Annotated in this window: 16 protein-coding genes and 1 pseudogene; 7 read left to right on the top strand and 10 right to left on the bottom strand. The window is 67.9% G+C overall.

Going from position 1 to position 19,773, the window contains the following annotated elements; genetic code table 11:
* Nucleotides 1-15 precede the first annotated feature (15 nt).
* From rplT to M8445_RS07715, 6 genes are all read right to left on the bottom strand, one after another.
* Entirely contained in the window at nucleotides 16-369 is a 354-nt protein-coding gene (gene rplT / locus M8445_RS07740; RefSeq protein ID WP_273987127.1) for a 50S ribosomal protein L20, read from the bottom strand.
* Nucleotides 369-572: a 50S ribosomal protein L35 gene (gene rpmI, locus M8445_RS07735; RefSeq protein ID WP_055362162.1), complete on the bottom strand. Its 204-nt coding sequence runs from the start codon at nucleotides 570-572 to the stop codon at nucleotides 369-371. The genes rplT and rpmI overlap by 1 nt, the downstream gene beginning before the upstream one ends.
* Nucleotides 573-874: 302 nt before the next feature.
* On the bottom strand, nucleotides 875-1,681 hold the full coding sequence (locus M8445_RS07730) for a GNAT family N-acetyltransferase (RefSeq protein ID WP_273987126.1): 807 nt from the start codon (nucleotides 1,679-1,681) through the stop codon (nucleotides 875-877).
* 340 nt (nucleotides 1,682-2,021) lie between these two features.
* Nucleotides 2,022-3,953, bottom strand: coding sequence for an alpha-amylase family protein (locus M8445_RS07725; RefSeq protein ID WP_273987125.1), 1,932 nt, complete (start codon nucleotides 3,951-3,953; stop codon nucleotides 2,022-2,024).
* 243 nt (nucleotides 3,954-4,196) lie between these two features.
* Complete coding sequence (locus M8445_RS07720; RefSeq protein ID WP_273987124.1) at nucleotides 4,197-5,033, bottom strand: alpha/beta fold hydrolase; 837 nt, start codon at nucleotides 5,031-5,033, stop codon at nucleotides 4,197-4,199.
* Nucleotides 5,034-5,315: 282 nt separating this feature from the next.
* On the bottom strand, nucleotides 5,316-5,579 hold the full coding sequence (locus M8445_RS07715; protein WP_273987122.1) for a DUF2171 domain-containing protein: 264 nt from the start codon (nucleotides 5,577-5,579) through the stop codon (nucleotides 5,316-5,318).
* Nucleotides 5,580-6,094: 515 nt separating this feature from the next.
* Here M8445_RS07715 and M8445_RS07710 point away from each other — a divergent pair.
* From M8445_RS07710 to glgX, 5 genes and pseudogenes are all read left to right on the top strand, one after another.
* Nucleotides 6,095-7,573, top strand: a complete 1,479-nt coding sequence (locus tag M8445_RS07710; RefSeq protein ID WP_273987121.1) for a carboxypeptidase regulatory-like domain-containing protein — start codon at nucleotides 6,095-6,097, stop codon at nucleotides 7,571-7,573.
* 195 nt (nucleotides 7,574-7,768) lie between these two features.
* Nucleotides 7,769-9,253 (top strand): proline--tRNA ligase, encoded by a 1,485-nt coding sequence (proS, locus tag M8445_RS07705; RefSeq protein ID WP_273987119.1) that lies wholly within the window; start codon nucleotides 7,769-7,771, stop codon nucleotides 9,251-9,253.
* Between the two features lie 147 nt (nucleotides 9,254-9,400).
* Nucleotides 9,401-10,375 (top strand): annotated as a pseudogene (locus M8445_RS07700) (ABC transporter substrate-binding protein).
* Nucleotides 10,376-10,492: 117 nt separating this feature from the next.
* Nucleotides 10,493-11,266 (top strand): hypothetical protein, encoded by a 774-nt coding sequence (locus M8445_RS07695; protein ID WP_273987118.1) that lies wholly within the window; start codon nucleotides 10,493-10,495, stop codon nucleotides 11,264-11,266.
* A gap of 509 nt (nucleotides 11,267-11,775) precedes the next feature.
* Complete coding sequence (gene glgX, locus M8445_RS07690; RefSeq protein ID WP_273987117.1) at nucleotides 11,776-13,899, top strand: glycogen debranching protein GlgX; 2,124 nt, start codon at nucleotides 11,776-11,778, stop codon at nucleotides 13,897-13,899.
* Between the two features lie 254 nt (nucleotides 13,900-14,153).
* Here the strand turns inward: glgX and M8445_RS07685 are convergent, their stop codons facing one another.
* The 3 genes from M8445_RS07685 to M8445_RS07675 all read right to left on the bottom strand — a co-directional run bounded on the left by M8445_RS07685 (nucleotide 14,154) and on the right by M8445_RS07675 (nucleotide 17,305).
* Nucleotides 14,154-15,248, bottom strand: coding sequence for an App1 family protein (locus M8445_RS07685; protein WP_273987116.1), 1,095 nt, complete (start codon nucleotides 15,246-15,248; stop codon nucleotides 14,154-14,156).
* Between the two features lie 197 nt (nucleotides 15,249-15,445).
* On the bottom strand, nucleotides 15,446-16,363 hold the full coding sequence (locus M8445_RS07680) for an SDR family oxidoreductase (protein WP_273987114.1): 918 nt from the start codon (nucleotides 16,361-16,363) through the stop codon (nucleotides 15,446-15,448).
* Between the two features lie 156 nt (nucleotides 16,364-16,519).
* Nucleotides 16,520-17,305 (bottom strand): SDR family NAD(P)-dependent oxidoreductase, encoded by a 786-nt coding sequence (locus M8445_RS07675; RefSeq protein WP_273987113.1) that lies wholly within the window; start codon nucleotides 17,303-17,305, stop codon nucleotides 16,520-16,522.
* 125 nt (nucleotides 17,306-17,430) lie between these two features.
* Here M8445_RS07675 and M8445_RS07670 point away from each other — a divergent pair, with 125 nt between their 5' ends.
* Both M8445_RS07670 and M8445_RS07665 read left to right on the top strand, forming a co-directional pair.
* Complete coding sequence (locus tag M8445_RS07670; RefSeq protein ID WP_273987111.1) at nucleotides 17,431-18,660, top strand: S8 family serine peptidase; 1,230 nt, start codon at nucleotides 17,431-17,433, stop codon at nucleotides 18,658-18,660.
* Nucleotides 18,661-18,729: 69 nt separating this feature from the next.
* Nucleotides 18,730-18,900, top strand: a complete 171-nt coding sequence (locus tag M8445_RS07665) for a hypothetical protein (protein ID WP_273987109.1) — start codon at nucleotides 18,730-18,732, stop codon at nucleotides 18,898-18,900.
* A 24-nt stretch (nucleotides 18,901-18,924) separates the two neighbouring features.
* Here M8445_RS07665 and M8445_RS07660 read toward each other — a convergent pair whose 3' ends face one another.
* Nucleotides 18,925-19,761 carry a hypothetical protein gene (locus M8445_RS07660; RefSeq protein WP_273987107.1) on the bottom strand — a complete coding sequence of 279 codons (837 nt, stop codon included), beginning with the start codon at nucleotides 19,759-19,761 and terminating at the stop codon, nucleotides 18,925-18,927.
* Nucleotides 19,762-19,773: the final 12 nt, after the last annotated feature.

The raw sequence follows: 19,773 nt of genomic DNA, 5'->3' as shown, positions 1-19,773 counted from the left end.
TTCGTGTCAGCCGTTTTACTTGTTGTTCTTGGCCGCTTCGACCAGGGCCTTGAAGGCCTCGGGCTCGCGGGCGGCGATGTCGGCCAGGACCTTGCGGTTCAGGTCGATGTTCGCGCGCTTCAGACCACCGATGAAGGTGCTGTAGTTCATGCCGTGCAGGCGGGCGCCGGCGTTGATACGCTGGATCCAAAGGCGACGGAAGTCGCGCTTCTTGTTGCGGCGATCGCGGTACTCGTAGGTCGCAGCGTTCAGCAGGGTCTGGAACGCGTTGCGGTACTGGCGGCTACGGCTGCCCCAGAAGCCCTTGGCGCGCTTCAGGACCTTCTTGTGACGGCGGCGGCGGACGGTGCCGGTCTTGACGCGAGGCATTATTTACCTCCGTAGGGCAGCATCTTCTTCATGCGGGCCCATTCGCTCTGGGCGAGCACGAAGCCCTTGCCCTTGCCACGGATGGTGTTGCCGCTCTTCTTGGTGTTCTGGTGGCGTTTGCCACTCTTGAACGCCATGACCTTGCCGGTACCGGTGATCTTGATCCGGCGCGAGGCGCTTTTCAGGGTCTTCATCTTGGGCATGGTGCCCTCCTTACGTAGTCCAGTCGCAATCCCGTTGCCGGGCGCTTCTGTCTGGGGTTCGGGCCGCTTCTCGCTGGAAGCCGTTGGTCGCCCTGCCCCACTTGACCAAGAGAGAACTATACGCGAGCGCACGCAGGTGGGTCAAGGGGAAGGCCGGGCGGCTCATACGGACTGCCGTCTGTTTCGCTGACAACCCGGAACATCGCCGACCCTGCCAACTCCACGCCCGGCAGCCCGCTTCCTCTCCCACTCGCTTCGCTCGGATTGAAGGGTCTTTGCAGCCCCTTCAATCGGAGTCCGTATCAGCGCTGCCGGTAGTACTGCTGGGTGCTGAGCAGCACGCTGCCGCTACGTTCAAAGGTACGGCGCATGGCGTGATTCCCGGCGTCGGTGCCGCCCGTATGGGCGGCGAAGGTCTGTGCGGCCACGCCCAGCAGGTGCGCGTGCAGCCGCGCGCCGTACCCGCGCCCACGCTGCGCGGGCCGCACGCCGATCAGGCCGAGGCCGGCCTCGCCGGGGCGGCCGCCGGGGCCGGTCGCGCCGAGGGCCAGCACCTGACCCTCCCGGCGCAGGGCGTGCAGGGTCCAGCCCTCGGCGGCCTCCCAGTCCGGGTGGCCCAGGTCCCGCAGGGCTTCCGGGATGCCGGGATCGTCCGGATGAACAGGCGTCACGTCCGGGTCGGGCGCGTGGGGCCGGCCGCGCAGGTCCGTGCGGTAGATCACCTGCTGCGAGTCGGGCACCCAGCCGGCCTGCACCGCCTCCTCCGGGCGCGGCGTGACCAGCGTGTCGTCCAGCAGCAGTTGCCGGTCGGGGGTGTCCGAGACGCGGCGGCGCAGCTCACGCAGGAACGCGGTCAGGGCGCCAGCGGGCGTGTCCGCACGGTAGGTGGGGAACAGGGGCACGCGGGCGTTCGGCCCGACGAAACACACGCCCAGCACGGCACCGCCGGCGCGCAGCAGCAGGAACCGCGCCGGGTCGAGTTGACCGGCCCGCACGCGCTCCTGCGTGACGGTCAACCGGCGGGCCGCCTCGACCGGATCGGAGTGCAGGGCGTGAATGTCGGCCAGCGTGTCGGGCGTGGCCGCCTGAAGGGTAAAAGCAGTGGACATGAAGTGACCTCGGGGCAGGGGCCGGGTCAGTGGGGCGCGCCGGGACTCCGGGCTATGACTCTGGGCAGAGTCCGGATCAGGCGGCCATGACCCCGGCAGGAACGGCGGGCACGGAACGGGCAGCGGTCTGAAGTCGCGTCATGGGAACCTCCGGTACAGCAGTGGGATGCCGCGCAGCGTAGCGCAGGCGGGTGCGGGGGTCAGCCGCAACTCCGGCACGACCGGTGGTCTTCTCCCCTGCCGGGCCGGTCTGAAAGTGAAGGCAAAGCGCGGTGCGCGGCCTCCGGAAACACCAGGGGCCGCGCACCGGAGTTCACACCGTCAGTTCCGCTCTGTCAGTTCAGCTCTGCGTGAGCCACAGCGCGCGGTACGGTTCGAGCGTGACGGTGCCGCTCCCCAGGTTGAAGGCGGTGGCGGCGATGTGGTCGCGGGCGTGGTCGCCCAGGTGGTCACGCAGCGCCCAGGCGGGGAAGTTGATGGTGTGTTCGCTGAAGTTGTACGCGGCCAGCATGACGCCCTGCGGGTGGTCGCGGCGCAGCAGCAGCACGCAGGGGTCCGGGCTGGGGACGGGGCGGCTCTCGACGCTGGCGTGCAGGTGCGGCAGGCCCTGGCGGACGCTGATCAGGCGGCGCAGTCCGGCATTCACGCGGCCGTGCGGGGTGCCGGGGTTGGCCTGGGCGTCGGCGGCGCGCTCCCAGTCCATGCGGGGGCGGTGCACCCAGCGGTTGTCAGCGGCGTGTTCGGGCACGGCAGCGAAGGAGTAGTCGTTCAGGAGCGCCAGTTCGTCGCCCATGTACAGCAGCGGTACGCCGCCGAAGGCCAGGGTGACGGCGTGCAGCAGCAGCAGTCTCCGGACGGCGTCGTCGGTACGGCGGGGGTCGGCGGCGTCCAGCGCGACTTCCAGTCCGGCTAGGCTGGCGGCCGTGCCGCTGATGCGGCGGTCGCCGGTCTGCGGGTTGAACTGGAAGACCATGCCGCGCGCGAAGGTGCCCGGGTGCTCGCCGCTGTAGAAGTCGCTCAGGAAGTGCCGGTGCGCCGCGCCGTCCAGTCCGGCGCGGCTGGCGTCGGCGTCGCTGATGGCCCAGCCGATGTCGTCGTGGCAGCGGACGTACATGCCCCAGGTGGTGCTGGTGGGTTTGGGCGGGAAGACGCGCAGCGCCTCGGCGAACAGGCGGGTGTCGCGGCTGGCGAGGCTGCTCCAGAGCTGCACCATCAGCGAGTTGTGGTACGCCATGTCACTGACCTGCCCGTGGTGCTCTCCGGTGCCCAGGTAGTGGATCAGGTCGGCGGGCGCGACGATGGCCTCGGCCTTGAAGGCCACGGCGGGCGCGACGATGCGGGCGCAGGCGCGCAGGGCCTGGGTGATGTGATGCACTTCCGGCTGGTTCTGGCAGTCGGTGCCCAGGCGTTTCCACATGAACGCGATGGCGTCCAGGCGGAAGACCTCCACGCCCCGGTTGGCGAGGTGCAGGATGATGTCCACGAACTCGGCCAGCACGCTGGGGTTACTCCAGTTCAGGTCCCACTGGTAGGTGTTGAAGGTCGTCCACACCCACCCGCCGGCCTCCTCGTTCCAGGTGAAGTTGCCGGGCGCGAAGTCCGGGAAGACCTCGGGCAGGGTGCGTTCGAAGGCGTCGGGAACGGTGCGGTCCGGGAAGACATGGAAGTACTCGCGGTACGTGGGGTCGCCCGCGCGGGCCTTGCGCGCCCATTCGTGCTCCTGCGCCACGTGGTTCAGCACGAGGTCCAGCACGAGGCTCACGCCGCGCGGGCGCAGGTCGGCGGCCAGGGCCGACAGGTCGTCCATGCTGCCCAGGTCGCTGCGCACGGCGCGGTAGTCGGCGACCGCGTACCCGCCGTCGTTCTCGCCGGGGCGGGGTTGCAGCAGCGGCATCAGGTGCAGGTACGTGACGCCCAGGTCCTGCAGGTAATCCAGGCGTTCGCGCACGCCTTTCAGGGTTCCGGCGAAGCGGTCGGTGTACGCCACGTACCCCAGCATGCCGGGTTCCTGTAGCCAGTCGGGACGCAGGAGCCGGGCCTCGTCCAGCCTTTTCAGGTCGGCGGGCCGGGCGTGGTAGGCGTGCAGCATGAGTTCCAGCAGGCGGTCCATCAGGGCGGGGGCGGCGTCGCCGTACGCGGCCTGAAGGCTGGCCGTCAGTTCCGGGGCGTAGCGGTCAAGGCGCAGCAGGAAGGTGTCTGCGTCGCGGTCATCGTCGAAGGCCTGACGAAGTTGACCGGCCAGCAGCGTCCGGAATGAGTCTGATTGCGGCATACCCTCACAGCATAAACATTTTTTGGAACTGTTTCCAACAGTGTCCTGACCGGTCCACCCGGCAGGGGGTGCCCCTCCCCCGCCCCGGTCACCGCAACCACCACTGCCGCAGTACCGCAGCGACCGCCACGACAGTGCCCAGCGCAGCCGGGCGGCCCCTGAACAGCCAGGACGACACACCCATGAAAGGAGGAGGGCCGGTCGGGCGTGTGCCTGACCGGCCCCCCTCCTGCTGGCCTCAGCTCAACGGGCCACGAAGTCCAGCAGCAGCTTGTTGAACTCCTCGGCGTGCGTGGCGTTCAGGCCGTGCGGCGCGCCCTTCATCACGTGCAGCTCTGCATTCGGCTGGTACTGCGGCACGCGCTGACCGCTCGCTTCCAGCGGCACGATCTGATCGGCGTCACCGTGCACGACCAGCAGCGGCACGGTCAGTTTCGCGAGGTCCGCGCGGAAATCCGTCATGGCAAAGGCGCGCACGCACTCCTGGGTTGCCACAGGGGACGCCTGGAAGTACAGGCTGGCCGTGAAGTCCAGGAACTCGTCGCCCAACTTGCTGCCGTTCTCGTCCCAGTTCAGGAAATTCTTCGTAAACCCGGCCAGGAACTGCGGGCGGTTGGCAGCCACCTTCTGCACCATGCCTTCCACGTCGGCTTCCGCCATGCCGCCGTCCGGGTTGTCGGTGGTCTTGAGCAGGTACGGCGCGACCGAGGAGATCAGCGCGGCGCTACGCAGGTACTGCGTGCCGAACAGCCCGGCGTAACGGCTGACTTCCCCGCCGCCCATGCTGAAGCCCACGACCGTCACGTCGTTCAGGTTGAGGGCTTCCAGCAGGTCTTTCAGGTCGCTGGCGAACACGTCGTAGGTGTACCCGGTGGCCGTCTTGCCGCTCTGGCCGAAGCCGCGGCGGTCGTAAGAGATCACCTGATACCCGGCGTGACGCAGCGCGTCGATCTGCCCTTCCCACATGCGGCCCGACAGCGGCCACCCGTGAATCAGAACGACGGGGCGGCCCTCACCGTACGTTTCGTAGTACAGCTCGGTCTGCGGGGCCAGGGTGTGCTTGGTCTGAATGGTCGGCATGGTGGAACCTCCTGAGGAGAGAGAAACGGAACGCAGTGACAGGCCGGGGCACGTCGGCGCTGGGATGTCGGCGCTGGGACGTCATCACGTTGAAAGGTCTGATCTGAAGCGTCTGAAGAAGAGTAGGTCAGGCCGTCAGCCGCACTCTGAGAGGTACGTTCAGGGGCATTCAGAGAACCCAGAGCGGGCCTCCATGCAGCGTCCGGCGAGCAGGCACATGGCATGCGAAGCGGGAAACGCCGCGCCCAGACAGGGCACAGGCACGTTTCCCGCGAGTCAGGTTCAGGCGATGGCGCTGTGGGGCACATTCAGGTAAACGGCGACCTCATCCATGCTCTCCACCTGCGACAGCTCGATGAAGTGATGCTTGCCGTCCGTGGAATCGGTTTTCGTGAGCTTCAGCTTGCCATCCTGCAGGTGATCGACGGTCCCGACGTGCTCGCCGTTCACGTCCTTGACCTGCATGTGCTCGCCTTCCCTGGAGAGGCGGGCCTGGAGATCCTGAGCGATACGGTCGGTGATTTCTCCGGTCTGGTTCTGAGTCATGAGCGCAGTCTGACCCCGGAACATGGCCGTCAGATGACAGCACCCTTCAGCCAGATGACAGCACCCTTAAGCCGACCGTCACGCCCTCTTGAGGGAACCGTCACATGCCGGTTATGCATACTCCCCAGAACATGTCTAGCCAAAAGAACTCGAATAGATGGATCGCTGGTCACATCCAGCAGTGCTTTGATATGCAGCCCCATACAGTCATGGTGCAGTCACGCTCTCCCTCCTACTTTATTTGAGAGGACGTGACGGCTTAACGTCCCACCTGCGCGCAGACGGCTCCCTCATCGCTCACCCACCTTTCCGCCCGGAGGACCCCACTCATGTCACGACGCCCGTTACCCTGGATGACCGCCATGCTATGTACCGCCCTGCTGAGTGCCTGCCGCTTCGATCAGGCAGTACCGGAGACGCTTGCTTCTCTCACACTATCCTGCACCCCTCAGACCATCACGATCGGTGCCACTGCCACCTGCACTACCCAGGCTAAAACGGCAGCAGGCGTCTTGATGGCCAGTCCCCCCGTTATCAGTTTGACAAGCAGTGCCCCGGACGTAGTTGCTGTGTCAGGCAGCGTAACAGCTGCGGGACTCAAGGCAGGTACAGCCAGTCTGATCGCCCGGAGCGGACAGATTGCTTCCAATGCCGTGAGCGTGAATGTGACTGCACCCCAGGACACCACACTCGCCTCGATAGAGTTAACCTGCTCAGCGGATGGTATCGAGATTGGCGGGACGTCGACCTGCACGGCCCGCGGTCTGAACGCGGCCGGCACGGTGCTGACCTCGCAGCCCACCTTCGAGTTCCGCAGCAGCAACGCTGGGGTCGCCACGGTTAGTGCATCCGGCGTGGTGACTGGTGTGATGCCCGGTCAGACCAGCCTGACTGCCCGCAGCGGCAGCGTGACCTCACCTGCGTTTTCTCTGACTGTCACGGAACCTGCAGCGCGCGGCACCATGCAGGTCACCGTCAGGGACGCAGCGACGCGTAGTGCGTTGTCCGGCGTAAACTTTGACTTCTGCCGTACAACCCAGGCCTGCGTGACCGTAAGGCCAGCTGACAATCCGGCCGGCGTCTATAATCTGGACGTACCCAGCGACACCTACGCCCGGCTTATCATTCGCAAGGATGGATACCGCAATGGCGAATACCTAAATCTCACTGTGCCGGCTGGTCAGACGACGGTCTTAGAGCCGTTCCTGGCCCTTAATCAAGCTATCCAAGGTGACGGCACCGTGCAGGGACGTATCTTGAACGCTACCACCGGCACCGCACTCGCAGGCGTGACGATCACGGCCAGCGCCGGACTGGGAGGTGGACAGGTCACGCAGAGCGTTACCAGCGATGCTAGTGGGCGTTACTCGCTGACGCTGCCCACTGGGTATTACTCCCTGTCTGCTAGCAAGTCTGGATACATCAGCACCTCCAGCACTGTCTCTGTCATCGGCCAGCAGACTCTGAATGTGGGGGACCGCGCCCTGAGTCCCGAGCTCACTGGTAACGGAGAGTGGCGTTTTGTCCTTAACTGGGGAGCAGAGCCCTCTGACCTTGACTCGCACCTGACTGGTCCATTGGCTGACGGCAGACGTTTCCATGTGGCATTTTACGCGCCAATCTCGACGGACAGCCTCGGCAGCGTGAATCTTGATGTGGACGATACCAGCAGCTACGGCCCTGAGACGATCACCGTGACAGAAACGCCCGAAGGACTGCTGCGGTACTCCGTGCACGACTACAGTAACCAGGGCGACAGCCAGTCCGGAGCCCTGAGCAGCTCGGGCGCACGCGTGCAGGTCTTCCGCGGCACTGCGCTGGTCGCGACCTACAACGTGCCCAACGGACAGGGCGATCTGTGGACCGTGTTCACCCTGGACCTGACGGATCCGAACGTCCCGAAACTCGTTCCGGTGAACACCATCTCAACCGTTGGCGACTCCGATCAGGTCCAGCGGACACCGGGCGTCAAGCAGCCGATCTCTCTGCCCTGATCTCCGGACCAGAAGTACGCTGAACCAAATCCCCGGCCGGTCCACTCGGCAGGAAGAGTACCGGCTCCTCAGCCCCTTCAATCGGTTGAGGAGCCGGCACCTGTTTGAATTGTCTCCCTGACCCCATCCCTGCCACCGTTTCCTATGCCGGAGCTTCCCGAACAATCCGACTCGCGCCCGGTATCATGCGGGGCGATGACTAAGGACGGCGGCAAACAGGATAAGAAGGCGCAGCAGTACGGCGTGACGCCCCAGAGCACGGATTTCAACGACTGGTACAACGAGGTCGTGAAGAAGGCCGATCTGGCCGACAACAGCCCCGTGGCGGGCGCGATGGTCGTGCGCCCGTACGGCAGCGCGCTGTGGGAGAACATTCAGCGGTGGCTGGACGACCGTTTCAAGGCGACGGGGCACGAGTCGCTGATCTTCCCGACACTGATTCCCATGGGCTTCATCACCAAGGAAGCGGATCACGTGGAGGGTTTCGCGCCAGAGCTGTTCACGGTGAACAAGATCGGCACCGAGGAACTGGCCGAGCCGTACGTGATGCGCCCCACCAGCGAGACGATCATCGGGCACATGTGGAGCGGGTGGCTGAACTCCTACCGTGACCTGCCGTTCCTGCACTACCAGTGGGGCAGCGTGTTCCGCGCGGAACTGCGCACCAAGGCGTTCCTGCGGACCAGCGAGTTCTACTGGCACGAGGGGCACACCGCGCACGCCGACGAGACCGAGGCGCGCGGCGAGGTGCGGCAGATGCTGGACATCTACCACGAGTTCTGCCGCGACGTGCTGGCCCTGCCGGTGGTGCGCGGCGAGAAGACCGCCAGCGAACGCTTTGCCGGGGCGGTCGCCACGTACTCCATCGAGGGCATGATGCGCGACGGGAAGGCCCTCCAGAGCGGCACTTCCCACTACCTGGGCCAGAACTTCAGCCGGGCGTTCGACGTGAAATTCCAGACGCGCGAGCAGAAGGAAGAACTGGCGCACACGACCTCCTGGGCCATCTCGAGCCGCATCATCGGGGCGATCATCATGACGCACGGTGACGACTTCGGGCTGATCATGCCGCCCCGCATCGCGCCCATTCAGGTGGTCGTGATTCCCGTGGGGCGCAAGGACAACTTCGACGAGATGGTCGCCGAGGGCGAGAAACTGGCCGCCGAACTGCGCGCCCAGGGTGTGAAGGTCAAGGTCGACAAGCGTGACGGCGTGACGAACGGCTTCAAGTACAACGACTGGGAACTCAAGGGCGTGCCCGTGCGCATCGAACTGGGCCCCCGCGACCTGGAGAGTGGCGTGGTCGTCGTGAAGAACCGCAACGGCGACGAGAAGGAAACCCTGCCCCGCGCCGAAGCCGTGGCGGGAATGAACGCCCGCCTGGACGGCATTCACGACTGGCTACTGGAACGCGCCACGACCTTCATGCTGGAGCACACCGTTCCCGTGGACGACTTCGAGACGTTCGCCGCGAAGATCGAGGAGGGCAACTGGGTGCGCGCGTACCACTGCGGGGACGCCGACTGCGAGAAGAGCATCAAGGAAGCCACCAAGGCCACCACCCGCAACGTCCCCCTGGACGACGCCGAGTTCTTCAACGAGCCGGGCGAGGGCCAGTGCGTGAAGTGCGGTAAGCCCAGCGCGTACGGCAAACGCGTGATCTTCGGCCGTCAGTACTGAGCTGAGCGCGGTGGGGGCGGTGGTCGCCTCCGGTTTCAAGGTGAAGTTCAGCGTGAGCGCCTTCCTGTTGGGGGCGCTCTTTCGCTGTTGATACGGCCAGCTGAATAGATTACAAATCTACTCAACTGCTCTGCTATGCTGCGCGGCATGAAGCGTGCCCTCCTCCCCCTCCTGACCCTCTCCCTGATCGCCAGCGCCAGCGCGCAACAGGCCAAAGAACTGCGCCTGGGCGTGTTCCCCAACATCACGCACGCCGCCGGGCTGGTCGGGGTGCAGCGCGGCCTGATCCAGAAGAACCTGCCGGGCGGCGTGAAACTGGTCGTCAAGGAATTCGCGAACGGCAGCCAGATCAACGAGGCGTTCGCCGCCGGAGCCATCGACGCCGCGTACGTCGGCCCTGGCCCCGCCATGAACGCCTTCATGCGCGGCGTGCCCATTCAGGTGTACGCCGGGGCCGCGAATGCCGGGGCGGTGCTGGTCGCGCGTAAGGACAGCGGCGTGCGGAACGTCAAGGCTCTGGCCGGGAAGAAGGTCGCGGTGCCCACGCGCGGCAGCACGCAGGACATCAGCCTGCGCCACCTGCTGCACGAGAACGGCCTGAAAGCCACGGACGAGGGCGGCACCGTCACCATCGTGCCTATCGACCCGGCGAACATGCCCGCCGCCTTCGCCAGCAAGCAGGTGGACGCCGCGCTGGTGCAGGAACCCTAGGGCGCCGTCATGGAAACGCAGGGCGCGAAACTGATCGCCAACGAGAAAGCCATCTGGGCCGGCGGGAACTACACCACCACCGTGCTGACCGTGAACACGAAGTACGCCGCCGCGAACCCCGAGACGCTCAGGGGCCTGCTCAGGGGGCACCTCGCGGCCATCGAGTTCATCCGGGGCAGCAACGCGGGCGCGCAGAAGTCCGTCGCTGAGCAGATCTACGCCTTCACGGGTAAGCGCCCCAACACCGCCGAACTGTTCAAGGCCCTGTCCCGCACGAAGGTCACCTGGGACATCAACCTGAAAACCCTGGCCGAGTACGCCGAACTGAACCGCGAGGCCGGCTTTGCGCGTGACGTGCCGGACCTGAACCGCTTCGTGAACCTGGACCTGATCCGCAGCCTCGCCAAGTAAAGCGCCAGGTAAAGGCGGCCCTGCCGGGCTGACCGGGGAAGGCCCCCGTCCACGTGGCGCGCCGGGAGACGGGGCGGGCGGGGCGGGAGTCTTCCCCGGATGCTCTAGACTGAAGGGATGACGGGGCCAAAGAAAGGTTCACGGGGCCGAGCCCCACAACGCAATACAGCTCAGGGTCGCGGTGGAATCACGCGCGACACCATCAAACCGGCCGGACCCACGCGGGATTCCGGCGGCGCGGACCGCCGGGACGGGGCCCGCAAGGACACCCGCCCCGGACGCAGCAGTGACGCCCGGCCCGGCAGCACCCGCGCCGGCATGGGCGGCGGCCGCAGCGGCGCGGCGGGCGCGCGCGGCAGTGAGAACCCCGCGCGGCGTAAGCCCGGCGAGGGTAACCGCAGCGACGAGGGCCGCACTGAGGGGCGCGGCGCGGTGGAGCGGCGGTTCACGTCGGGCGGCCCGGCTCGCCGCAGTCCGCCCAAGCCCGGCAAGAAAGCGCTGCCGGAACTCAAGCGCGTGCAACTGGACGCCCCCGCGCCCGACACGACCTTCCGGGACCGCGACGGCGACACGCTGACCTTCCCGGACAGCAACCTCAAGCGGGTCGCGGCGAAGATCCTGACCGAGAAGAAGAAGGCGTGGCGGTACCGGCCGTTCGCGTTCCCGCTGTTCACGGACCGGGGCAGCGAGCAGTCCTTCCACTTCGATTTCTACATCTACGACGCCGAGGACAGCGTGATCCGCCTGATCCTGGTCATTCCGTTCGAGTCCCGTGAAGTCTGGGACCGGGTGGGGCGTTTCAAGCGCCAGTACCCGATGTACACGTACGAACTGTGGACGCCGGAGAAACTGGCGCGCCTGTCCGGCCCGCGCGGCCGCCTGGAATTCTGAGGGCAGGCTTTCGGGACGGCGCTCAGGTGGGTCAGGGGCTCACGACCTGACCTGATAAGGACTGCCGTCTGTTTCGTTCACAACCCGGCACGGCACCGGGTTGCCAACTCCACGCCCGGAATCCTCTTTGCTCCCACCCGCGTCCGCTCGGATGGAACGGTTCTGGCAAACCATTCAATCGGAGTCCTTGTGACGCGGCGACTGAACGCTGTACGGGGCGACCGCTCTGGCTTTCCGGCCGGGGCGGTCGCTCTGGCTGGTGGGTGTGCGGCCTCCCCGCCTGCACATGAGTACCCGGTGAGTGCCCTTGAGCTTCGCTTGGGTGTGTGCGCCGCTCCACTGCAAACGGGGGGGCATCTGGTAACGTTTCCAAACAGGCAGTGACCGCCCCCGGTCACCAGCCCACCCCCCGAACATCCCCTGCCCTGCGCAGTCGCACGAACACCGCAGCGGCACAGGCCCCCCGCCTGTTCTCCGCACTGGCCTGTCCTCAAAGGAGCCTCACGCACATGACCGACCCCACCCCACCCCGTCTTCACCCCGGCCAGCCCTACCCCCTGGGGGCCAGCTGGAACGGCCAGGGCACCAACTTCGCCCTGTACTCCGAGAACGCCAGCGGCGTCGAACTGTGCCTGTTCGACGAGCAGGGCACCGAGACCCGCGTGGCCCTGCGCGAGCAGACCGCCTTCGTGTGGCACGGCTACCTGCCGGACGTGAAGCCCGGCCAGCGCTACGGCTACCGCGTGCACGGCGAGTACGCGCCCGAACGCGGCCTGCGCTTCAACCCGAACGTGGTACTGCTCGACCCCTACGCCAAGGCCCTCGACGGGACCGAGCAGTTCGACCAGGGCGTGTTCGGGTACGTGACCGGCACCGACGACACCCAGATGCAGGAAGAGGATCAGCGCGGCTCGCCCCTGGGCATCGTCACGGACTCCAACTTCGACTGGCGCGGCGACCACCGCCCGAACATCCCGTTCCATCAGGCGGTCATCTACGAGGCGCACGTCAAGGGCCTGACCATGACGCACCCGCTGGTGCCCGAGGAACTGCGCGGCACGTACGCCGGGATCGCCTGCGAACCCATCCTGTTCTACCTGCGCGAACTGGGCATCACCAGCATCGAACTGATGCCCGTACACCAGCACGTGGACGACCCCTTCCTGATCGACAAGGGCCTGACCAACTACTGGGGCTACAGCACCCTGTCGTTCTTCGCGCCCGACGTGCGCTACAGCGCCGAGGCGCGGCGCGGCAACCCGGCCGGCGCCGTAGACGAGTTCAAGAACATGGTCAAGGCGCTGCACGAATCCGGCATCGAGGTCATCCTGGACGTGGTGTACAACCACACCGCCGAGGGCAACCACATGGGGCCGACCATGTCCTTCAAGGGCATCGACAACCCCACGTACTACCGACTGGTCGCCGAGGACCCCCGCTTCTACTTCGATTACACCGGCACCGGCAACAGCCTGAACGTCCGCCACCCGCAGACGCTGCAACTGATCATGGACAGCCTGCGCTACTGGGTGACCGAGATGCACGTCGACGGCTTCCGCTTCGACCTGGCCAGCACCCTGGCGCGCGGCCTGCACGAAGTCGATCAGCTCTCGGGCTTCTTCACGATCATTCACCAGGACCCGATCATCAGTCAGGTGAAACTGATCGCCGAGCCGTGGGACGTGGGCGAGGGCGGCTATCAGGTCGGGAACTTCCCGGTCAACTGGGCCGAATGGAACGGCATCTACCGCGACGACATGCGCGCCTTCTGGAAGGGTGACGGCGGACTGGCCAGCGAGATCGGGTACCGCCTGACCGGCAGCAGCGACCTGTACCAGAACGACGGCCGCAAACCCTACGCCAGCATCAACTTCGTGACCGCCCACGACGGCTTCACGCTGCGCGACACCGTCACGTACGAACAGAAGCACAACGACGCCAACCAGGAAGGCGGCAACGACGGCCACAACCACAACATCACCTGGAACTGCGGCGTGGAAGGCGAAACCGAGGACACCGAGGTCAACGCGCTGCGCGCCCGCCAGCAGCGCAACTTCCTGGCGACCATGCTGCTGGGCCAGGGTACGCCCATGCTGCTAGGCGGCGACGAGATCGGCCGCACGCAGGGCGGCAACAACAACGCCTACTGCCAGGACAACGAGATCAGCTGGTACGACTGGACGAACCTCGACGAGGACCTCCTGGCGTTCACCAAGAAGGTCATCCGCCTGCGCAAGAACCACCCGGCGCTGCACCGCCGCAAGTTCTTCAGCGGCCGCACCATCCGCGGTGAGGACGTGCGCGACATCGTCTGGCTGCGCTTCGACGGGGCCGAGATCAGCGACGAGGACTGGAACAACCCGCAGACGCAGAGCATGGGCATCTTCCTGGACGGCAACGGCCTGGACGACGTGGACAGCCAGGGTCAGCCGCTGCTGGACGACCACCTGCTGCTATTGCTGAACGCCTCGCACGTGGACTTGCCCTTCACGCTGCCCGACCTGACCGGCTGCCAGCACTGGGAACTGCTGCTGGACACCGGCGACGACCACGCCACCGAGACCCCGGCGGCCGGCGAGGAAACCCAGCTTCAGGCCCGCAGCGTCAAACTGTACCGCTGCCCCCGTCAGTAATACGGACTCCGATTGAATGGCTTGCAAAGCCGTTCAATCCGAGCGGACTCGCAGAGCTGCGAAGCAGAGCGAGTGGGAGACAAGCGGGTTCCGGACGTGGAGTTGGCAAGCCGGTGCCGTGCCGGGTTGTCAACGAAACAGACGGAATCCGATAACCCCCATTCAGGACAGAGCAGTCAGAGGAGAGGCGGCCCCAGTGTGCGGGCCGCCTCTCCTCTGTTCCTACTCCCTACTGCCCACTCCCCATTTCCCGGTCAGGTCTCGTAGGTGCGGGCCACGCTGGTCAGGACACTGCGGTACTCGCCGGCGGTGATCAGACCCATGGCCATGGCGTGACTGGCGGCGTTCAGACTGTCGGCGGCCAGCACGAGGTCCGTGCCGGTCTTGCGGACTTCCTCGCGGAGTTTCAGGACGCCGCCGTCGCGCGTGCCCTCGGTCACGTCGCGGATGTACACGGCCAGCACACGGCCCGGGTGGCGGCGCACGATCTCGGCATAGATTTCGGGGTCTTTCTCGCCGCTGTCGCCGATCAGCACGAACGTCAGGTCCGGGAAGCGCGTGAAGATCCGTTCGATCACGCCGTGCTTGTACCCGCCGTGCCCGCCGAGCAGGTCCACGCCCCAGTTCCGCAGGAACATCGGCCCCAGCGGGATGCGGCGGTAATCCAGGAATTGCCACAGCAGATCGAAGAAATTCCAGGGGCTGCTGCTGACGTAGAAGATGGGGTTGCGGGCCTCGCCGTCGCGGGTCAGGGCGCGGTACAGGGCGCCCACGCCGGGGAACGGTAGGCGGGTGCGGGCGTTGCCGGTCAGGACGGTGGCGAGCATGCGCGGCAGGCTGGTCACGTCGGACTGGATGACGGTGTCGTCCAGGTCGCTGATCACGCCGAAGCGGGCGTCCGCGACGACCTGCACGCGGGCGGTGGCGGTCACGTCCCGGCCGTCCAGGGTCAGGGCCGCCTGATGCCACCCGCCGGGCAGCGGTACCTGCGGCGTGAAGATCAGCGTGAAGTACCCGTCGGCGTCACTGACGGCGCTGACCTGCTGGCCGTCGAGGGTGCCCGTGACCTTCACGCCGCCCACCTCGCGCGACAGCAGGCGGCGCAGGACGTTCTGCGCGTTGCGCAGGCGGCGGTCGCCCTTGCGGGGAGGCTGCATGGTGCGCGGCAACAGCACCCGCCCGGTCAGTTCCACCTGGGTGGGCGTGCCCCACCCGACGTAGGGTTGCAGCAGCAGTTTGCCGCGGGCGCGCCGGGGCTGCACGAAAGCGGCGAACGCCTGATCGGCGGCCAGCAGCGCCCTTTCCAGCATGGGCTGCACGGTCTTGAACGCAGTCGTTACTGGATTCACCCGCCCAGTGTAGCGGGCGCGGCGTTCCCTGCGGCAAGCCGGGACTTCCCGGGCAGCAGGTCATGAGAGGCGCTCCACACGCCTACGGGTCAGCCAGCACGCGTTCCACACGCCGGAAACAGGGGCTCCCGCCCAGACAGCGCCGGGCGGGAGCATGAAGGAACACAGGGTGAGGACTGGCTGCCATCTGCCGGGGATCAGAACAGGACCATACCGCCGGTCGCGCCGAGCGTGCTGCCGCTGGTGTAACTGCTTTCCTGCGACGCCAGGAACACGTACATGGCGGCCAGTTCGGCCGGCTGGCCGGGGCGGCCCAGCGGGGTGTCCTTGCCGAACTGCATGACCTTCTCCTGCGTCTGGCCGCCGCTGGGTTGCAGGGGCGTCCAGAACGGGCCGGGCGCCACCGCGTTCACGCGGATGCCCTTCTCGCCCAGCTGCTGCGCGAGCGCCTGCGTGAACGCCACGATGGCCGCCTTGGTGCTGGCGTAATCCAGCAGGTTGGGGCTGGGCCGGTACGCCTGGATGCTGGTCGTGTTGATGATGCTGGCTCCGGCCCCCAGGTGCTTCAGGGCTTCCTGCGTGATCCAGAACATGGCGTACACGTTCGTGCGGAACGTCAGGTCCAGCTGCTCGGTCGTGATGTCCGACAGGCTGGGCTGCGACACCTGCTTCCCGGCGTTGTTCACCAGGATGTCCAGCCCACCCAGTTCCTTCACGGCGCGCGTGACCAGCTCACGGCTGAACGCCTCGTCGGTAATGTCGCCCGGCAGTGCCACAGCTTTGCGGCCCGCCGCCTCGATCAGCGCCACGACCTCGCGCGCGTCCTGCTCCTCTTCCGGCAGGTAATTCAGGGCGACGTCCGCGCCCTCACGGGCGAAGGCAATCGCCACGGCCCGACCGATGCCGGAGTCCGCGCCCGTGATCAGCGCCCGGCGGCCCCGCAGGCGGCCCAGGCCCACGTAACTGTCCTCACCGTGGTCCGGCAGGGGCTGCATGGCGCCCGTCAGGCCCGGCGCGTCCTGCGGCTGACGCGGAAACGGCGGGGCCGGGTACTGCGCGCGGGGGTCCTGCATCTCGAACTGCGGCTGGCTCTGGCGGGCATCCTGATCACTCATGCCCCCAGCCTCCCCCCCATACCCACCCGCCGCGTGACCCGCCCATGAACCCCACTTGGCCCGACGTAAGGCCCACCTTGACGCGCCGCTCATGGGTGATGGGTGGCAGCGTGCGGGCGACCTGACCGCCCCTGTCAAGCCGCACCCACTCCCGGCCTACTGCCCGCTGTGGTCGTAGCGCCGCACGATCAGCTTGCGCACCACGCGGTCGCCCAGGGCCGGGAGGCGGCGGTCGAGCCACGCGAACAGGTGGTACACGCGCGGCACGAGCACCTCGCGGCGCGGGCGCAGCAGCACGGCCGCGACGGCGCGGGCCACGACTTCCGGGCCGGGCATGGGGAGGCGGGCGCTGGCGGTCATCTCGCTCTTCACGAAGCCCGGCGAGACGAGGCTGACGTTCACGCCGCTGCCGAGCAGTTCGCGGCGCAGGCCGAGGCTGAAGCCGCGAATGCCGTACTTGCTGGCAGAGTACATGCCGTTCGTGGCGGCCTGCCCGGCCACAGAGCCGATGTTCACGATGTGGCCGCTGCCCCGCTCACGCATCTCGGGCAGGACCAGCCGGGTCAGTTCGATGGGCGCGTCAAGGTTCACGCGCAGGACGCGCAGGGGGTCCGGGTCCTCCCACCACCAGCCCCGCTCGATGGTGACGCCCGCGTTGTTGACCAGCACGTCGATCCGGCCGAAGTGGGCGTGCGCGGCAGCGATCAGGGCGCGGCGCGAGTCGGGGTTGGTCACGTCGGTCGGGACGGCGATCACGCGGTGCCCGGACGGGTCGAGGCGGCGGGCCAGGGCACCCAGTTCGTCCTCACGGCGCGCGGCAAGCACCAGCGCGTAGCCCAGCGCGGCGAGTTCCGTGGCGGTGGCCAGCCCGATGCCGCTGGACGCGCCGGTCAGGACCACCACGGGGCGGGACGTGTTCCACGGGGGGGTGGGGGCCGTCATGACGCTGCCCGTGGCGTGCGGCGCCCTGACCTGCGGGGGTGTGCCCTGCGGAGTTGTGTCATGAGGTGATGGTATCCCCAAGCGGCGCTCAGCTGCGAGTCAGGCGGGCGCCCGACACTGGGCAGATGCGCTCTGCTTCCACTGCCCTGTCCCGCCTGGGCCTCACGCTGCTGCTGGGTGCCCTGCCCGCCGCCGCCCTGACCATCCCGGTGCGGCCGCCGCTGGACGCCCTGCCGGAAATTCTGCCGGTTGGCGCGCCCGCGCAGCTCCCGGCACCGGCCCTGATTCCCAATCCCGCTGCCGGCCCAGCTAGCGGGCCAGTGGCCAGTCCGCCCGCCAGCACGGCGGCCCCTGCGCTGGCCCGCCCGCCCACCGATCCGCTGTACTCGCAGCAGTGGACGCTGCCGGTCATCCGCGCGCCGCAGGCATGGGCGCTGCCCGGCGCGCAGGCGGCGCAGCCCGTGACGGTCGCCGTGCTGGACACAGGCTTCGTAACCAGCACGGAACTCGCGGGCCGCGCCGTGAACGGCTACGACTTCGTGAGCGATCCCGCCCGCGCCGGGGATGGCGGCGGCCGGGACGCCGACGGCAGCGGCGTCGGACCGTACGCGTTCCATGGTGAGGTCGTGGCGAACATCATCGCCGCCGCGCACGACGGACGCGGCATGGCCGGCCTGAACCCACGCGCCCGCGTCGTGCACGTGCGCGTGGCCGGCACGGACGGGCAGATCGACGTGCCGGACCTCGTGGACGGCCTGAAGTGGGCGGCGGGACTGACCGTGCCGGGCGTGCCCGTCAACCCGAACCCGGCGCGGCTGCTGAACCTCAGTCTGTTCGCGGACTTCATTCCCCTGACCCGCTGCGACCCGCGCGTGCAGGCCGCCGTGGACGCCGTCACGGCGCGCAGCGCACTGGTGATCGCCGGGGCCGCGAACGACGGCGCGGACGCATTCGGGTACTCGCCCGCCGGGTGCCGGAACGTCCTGACCGTCACCAGCGTCACCGTGCAGGGCGCGCGGCCCGCTTACGCCAACTGGGGCCGCAGCGTGGCACTCGCCGCGCCCGGCGGGGAGGTCGGGCACGGTGTGACCGTCAGCAGCGTCAGCGGCGCGGGCGGCGTGCGCGACCCGAACGGCACCAGCCTCGCCGCGCCGCACGTGACGGGCGTCGCCAGCCTGCTGCTGGGCGTGCGCCCCAACCTGACTCCCGCCTCGCTACGCCGCCTGCTGACGGGCACCGCCGTGCCCTTTCCCGGCGGTCACTGCGACCCGCAACCCGCCCGCAGTTGCGGCGCCGGCACCCTGAACGCCGAGGCCGCCCTGAAAAGCGCGCTGTCAAGCAGCCTCGGCAAGTAAGCGCGCCGGGACCAGCGGGACGCGCGGCCCCCACCTCACCCGTTACCCTGAGCGCATGAGGTTCAAACAGTGAACGCGCCCGCGTGGCGTATCTGGCTGGTCGTCGCACTCATGTGCGGCTGGGGCATCCTCGCCATTCGCTTCGGCACCCGGCAGGAGTGGCCCATGGCGGGCCTGAGCGTCCTGCTGCTGATCACGAACGGCGTCACCCTGTACCGCCTGACCCGGCACGGCAAGTAACGCGCCCCGACCCGGACGCCAGGGTCAGGTCAGCGTCCGGCGTTCCAGCCGCCACCCCCGCGTGCGGGTGGCGGTTTTCAGTTCCGGGACGCTCAGGACCGTGCGGGGTGTCCACCACGTCTGCGCGGGTTTGTGCAGCGCCCAGCCGCCGCCCAGCGTGACGGCCGCGTGCTGCGCCAGTCCGTTGCCCGAACGCCACAGCAGCAGCGTGCCCGGCTGACCGTCCTGACCTCCGGGAACCGTCCTGTCCCGCAGGAACGCCTCGAACGGTTCGCGCTGCATCCAGGTGTGCGCTGCGTCCGGCACGCCCGCCGCGCCCATCACCGTGCCGAAGCAGTTGCCGGCGCTGCCTGCCGGGAAGGTGCCCGCCAGCGTCCGGGCGGCCGGGAGGGTGTGGGCAGCCGCGTCCCACACGGTGTTCGGCACGTCCTGCCGCCGACAGGCCCGCCCTTCCCAGCTGATCAGGCGGGCCAGGACTGCGCCGGTCAGGTCCTCGCGCCGCCACAGGAACCGCCCGGCGGGCAGGCCGGGCCGCAGGTCCGCGAAACGGGCGCCCAGTGGCACGTTGCCCCGCCCGTGCCGCACCTGCGCGCGCAGCAGTTCCCGGCGCGCGGCCGGAGTCAGGGCGTCCACGTCCGCCGGGGTCAGCCACGCCAGCCGCTCGGCCCCGGCCGCGACATTCCACAGCGTGAACGTGTCGCGTTCCTCCGGATTCAGCGTCACCGAGGCGCGCGCCAGGGTCGGCAAGGCCAGCCGCCGCGCCTCTGCGTCCGTCAGGTAGAACGGCTGCCGCGCCGGGGCCAGCCAGCCGCGCCACGCGTCCAGCAGGGCCGGGGACACCGGGATGTTCAGGACATTCACGCCGGGCAGTCT

It is taken from the genome of Deinococcus aquaticus (assembly GCF_028622095.1).
GTDB classification, from domain to species: domain Bacteria; phylum Deinococcota; class Deinococci; order Deinococcales; family Deinococcaceae; genus Deinococcus; species Deinococcus aquaticus.
Note: the sequence above shows the minus strand (reverse complement) of the source record. Positions and strands in the feature narration are given on the sequence as shown.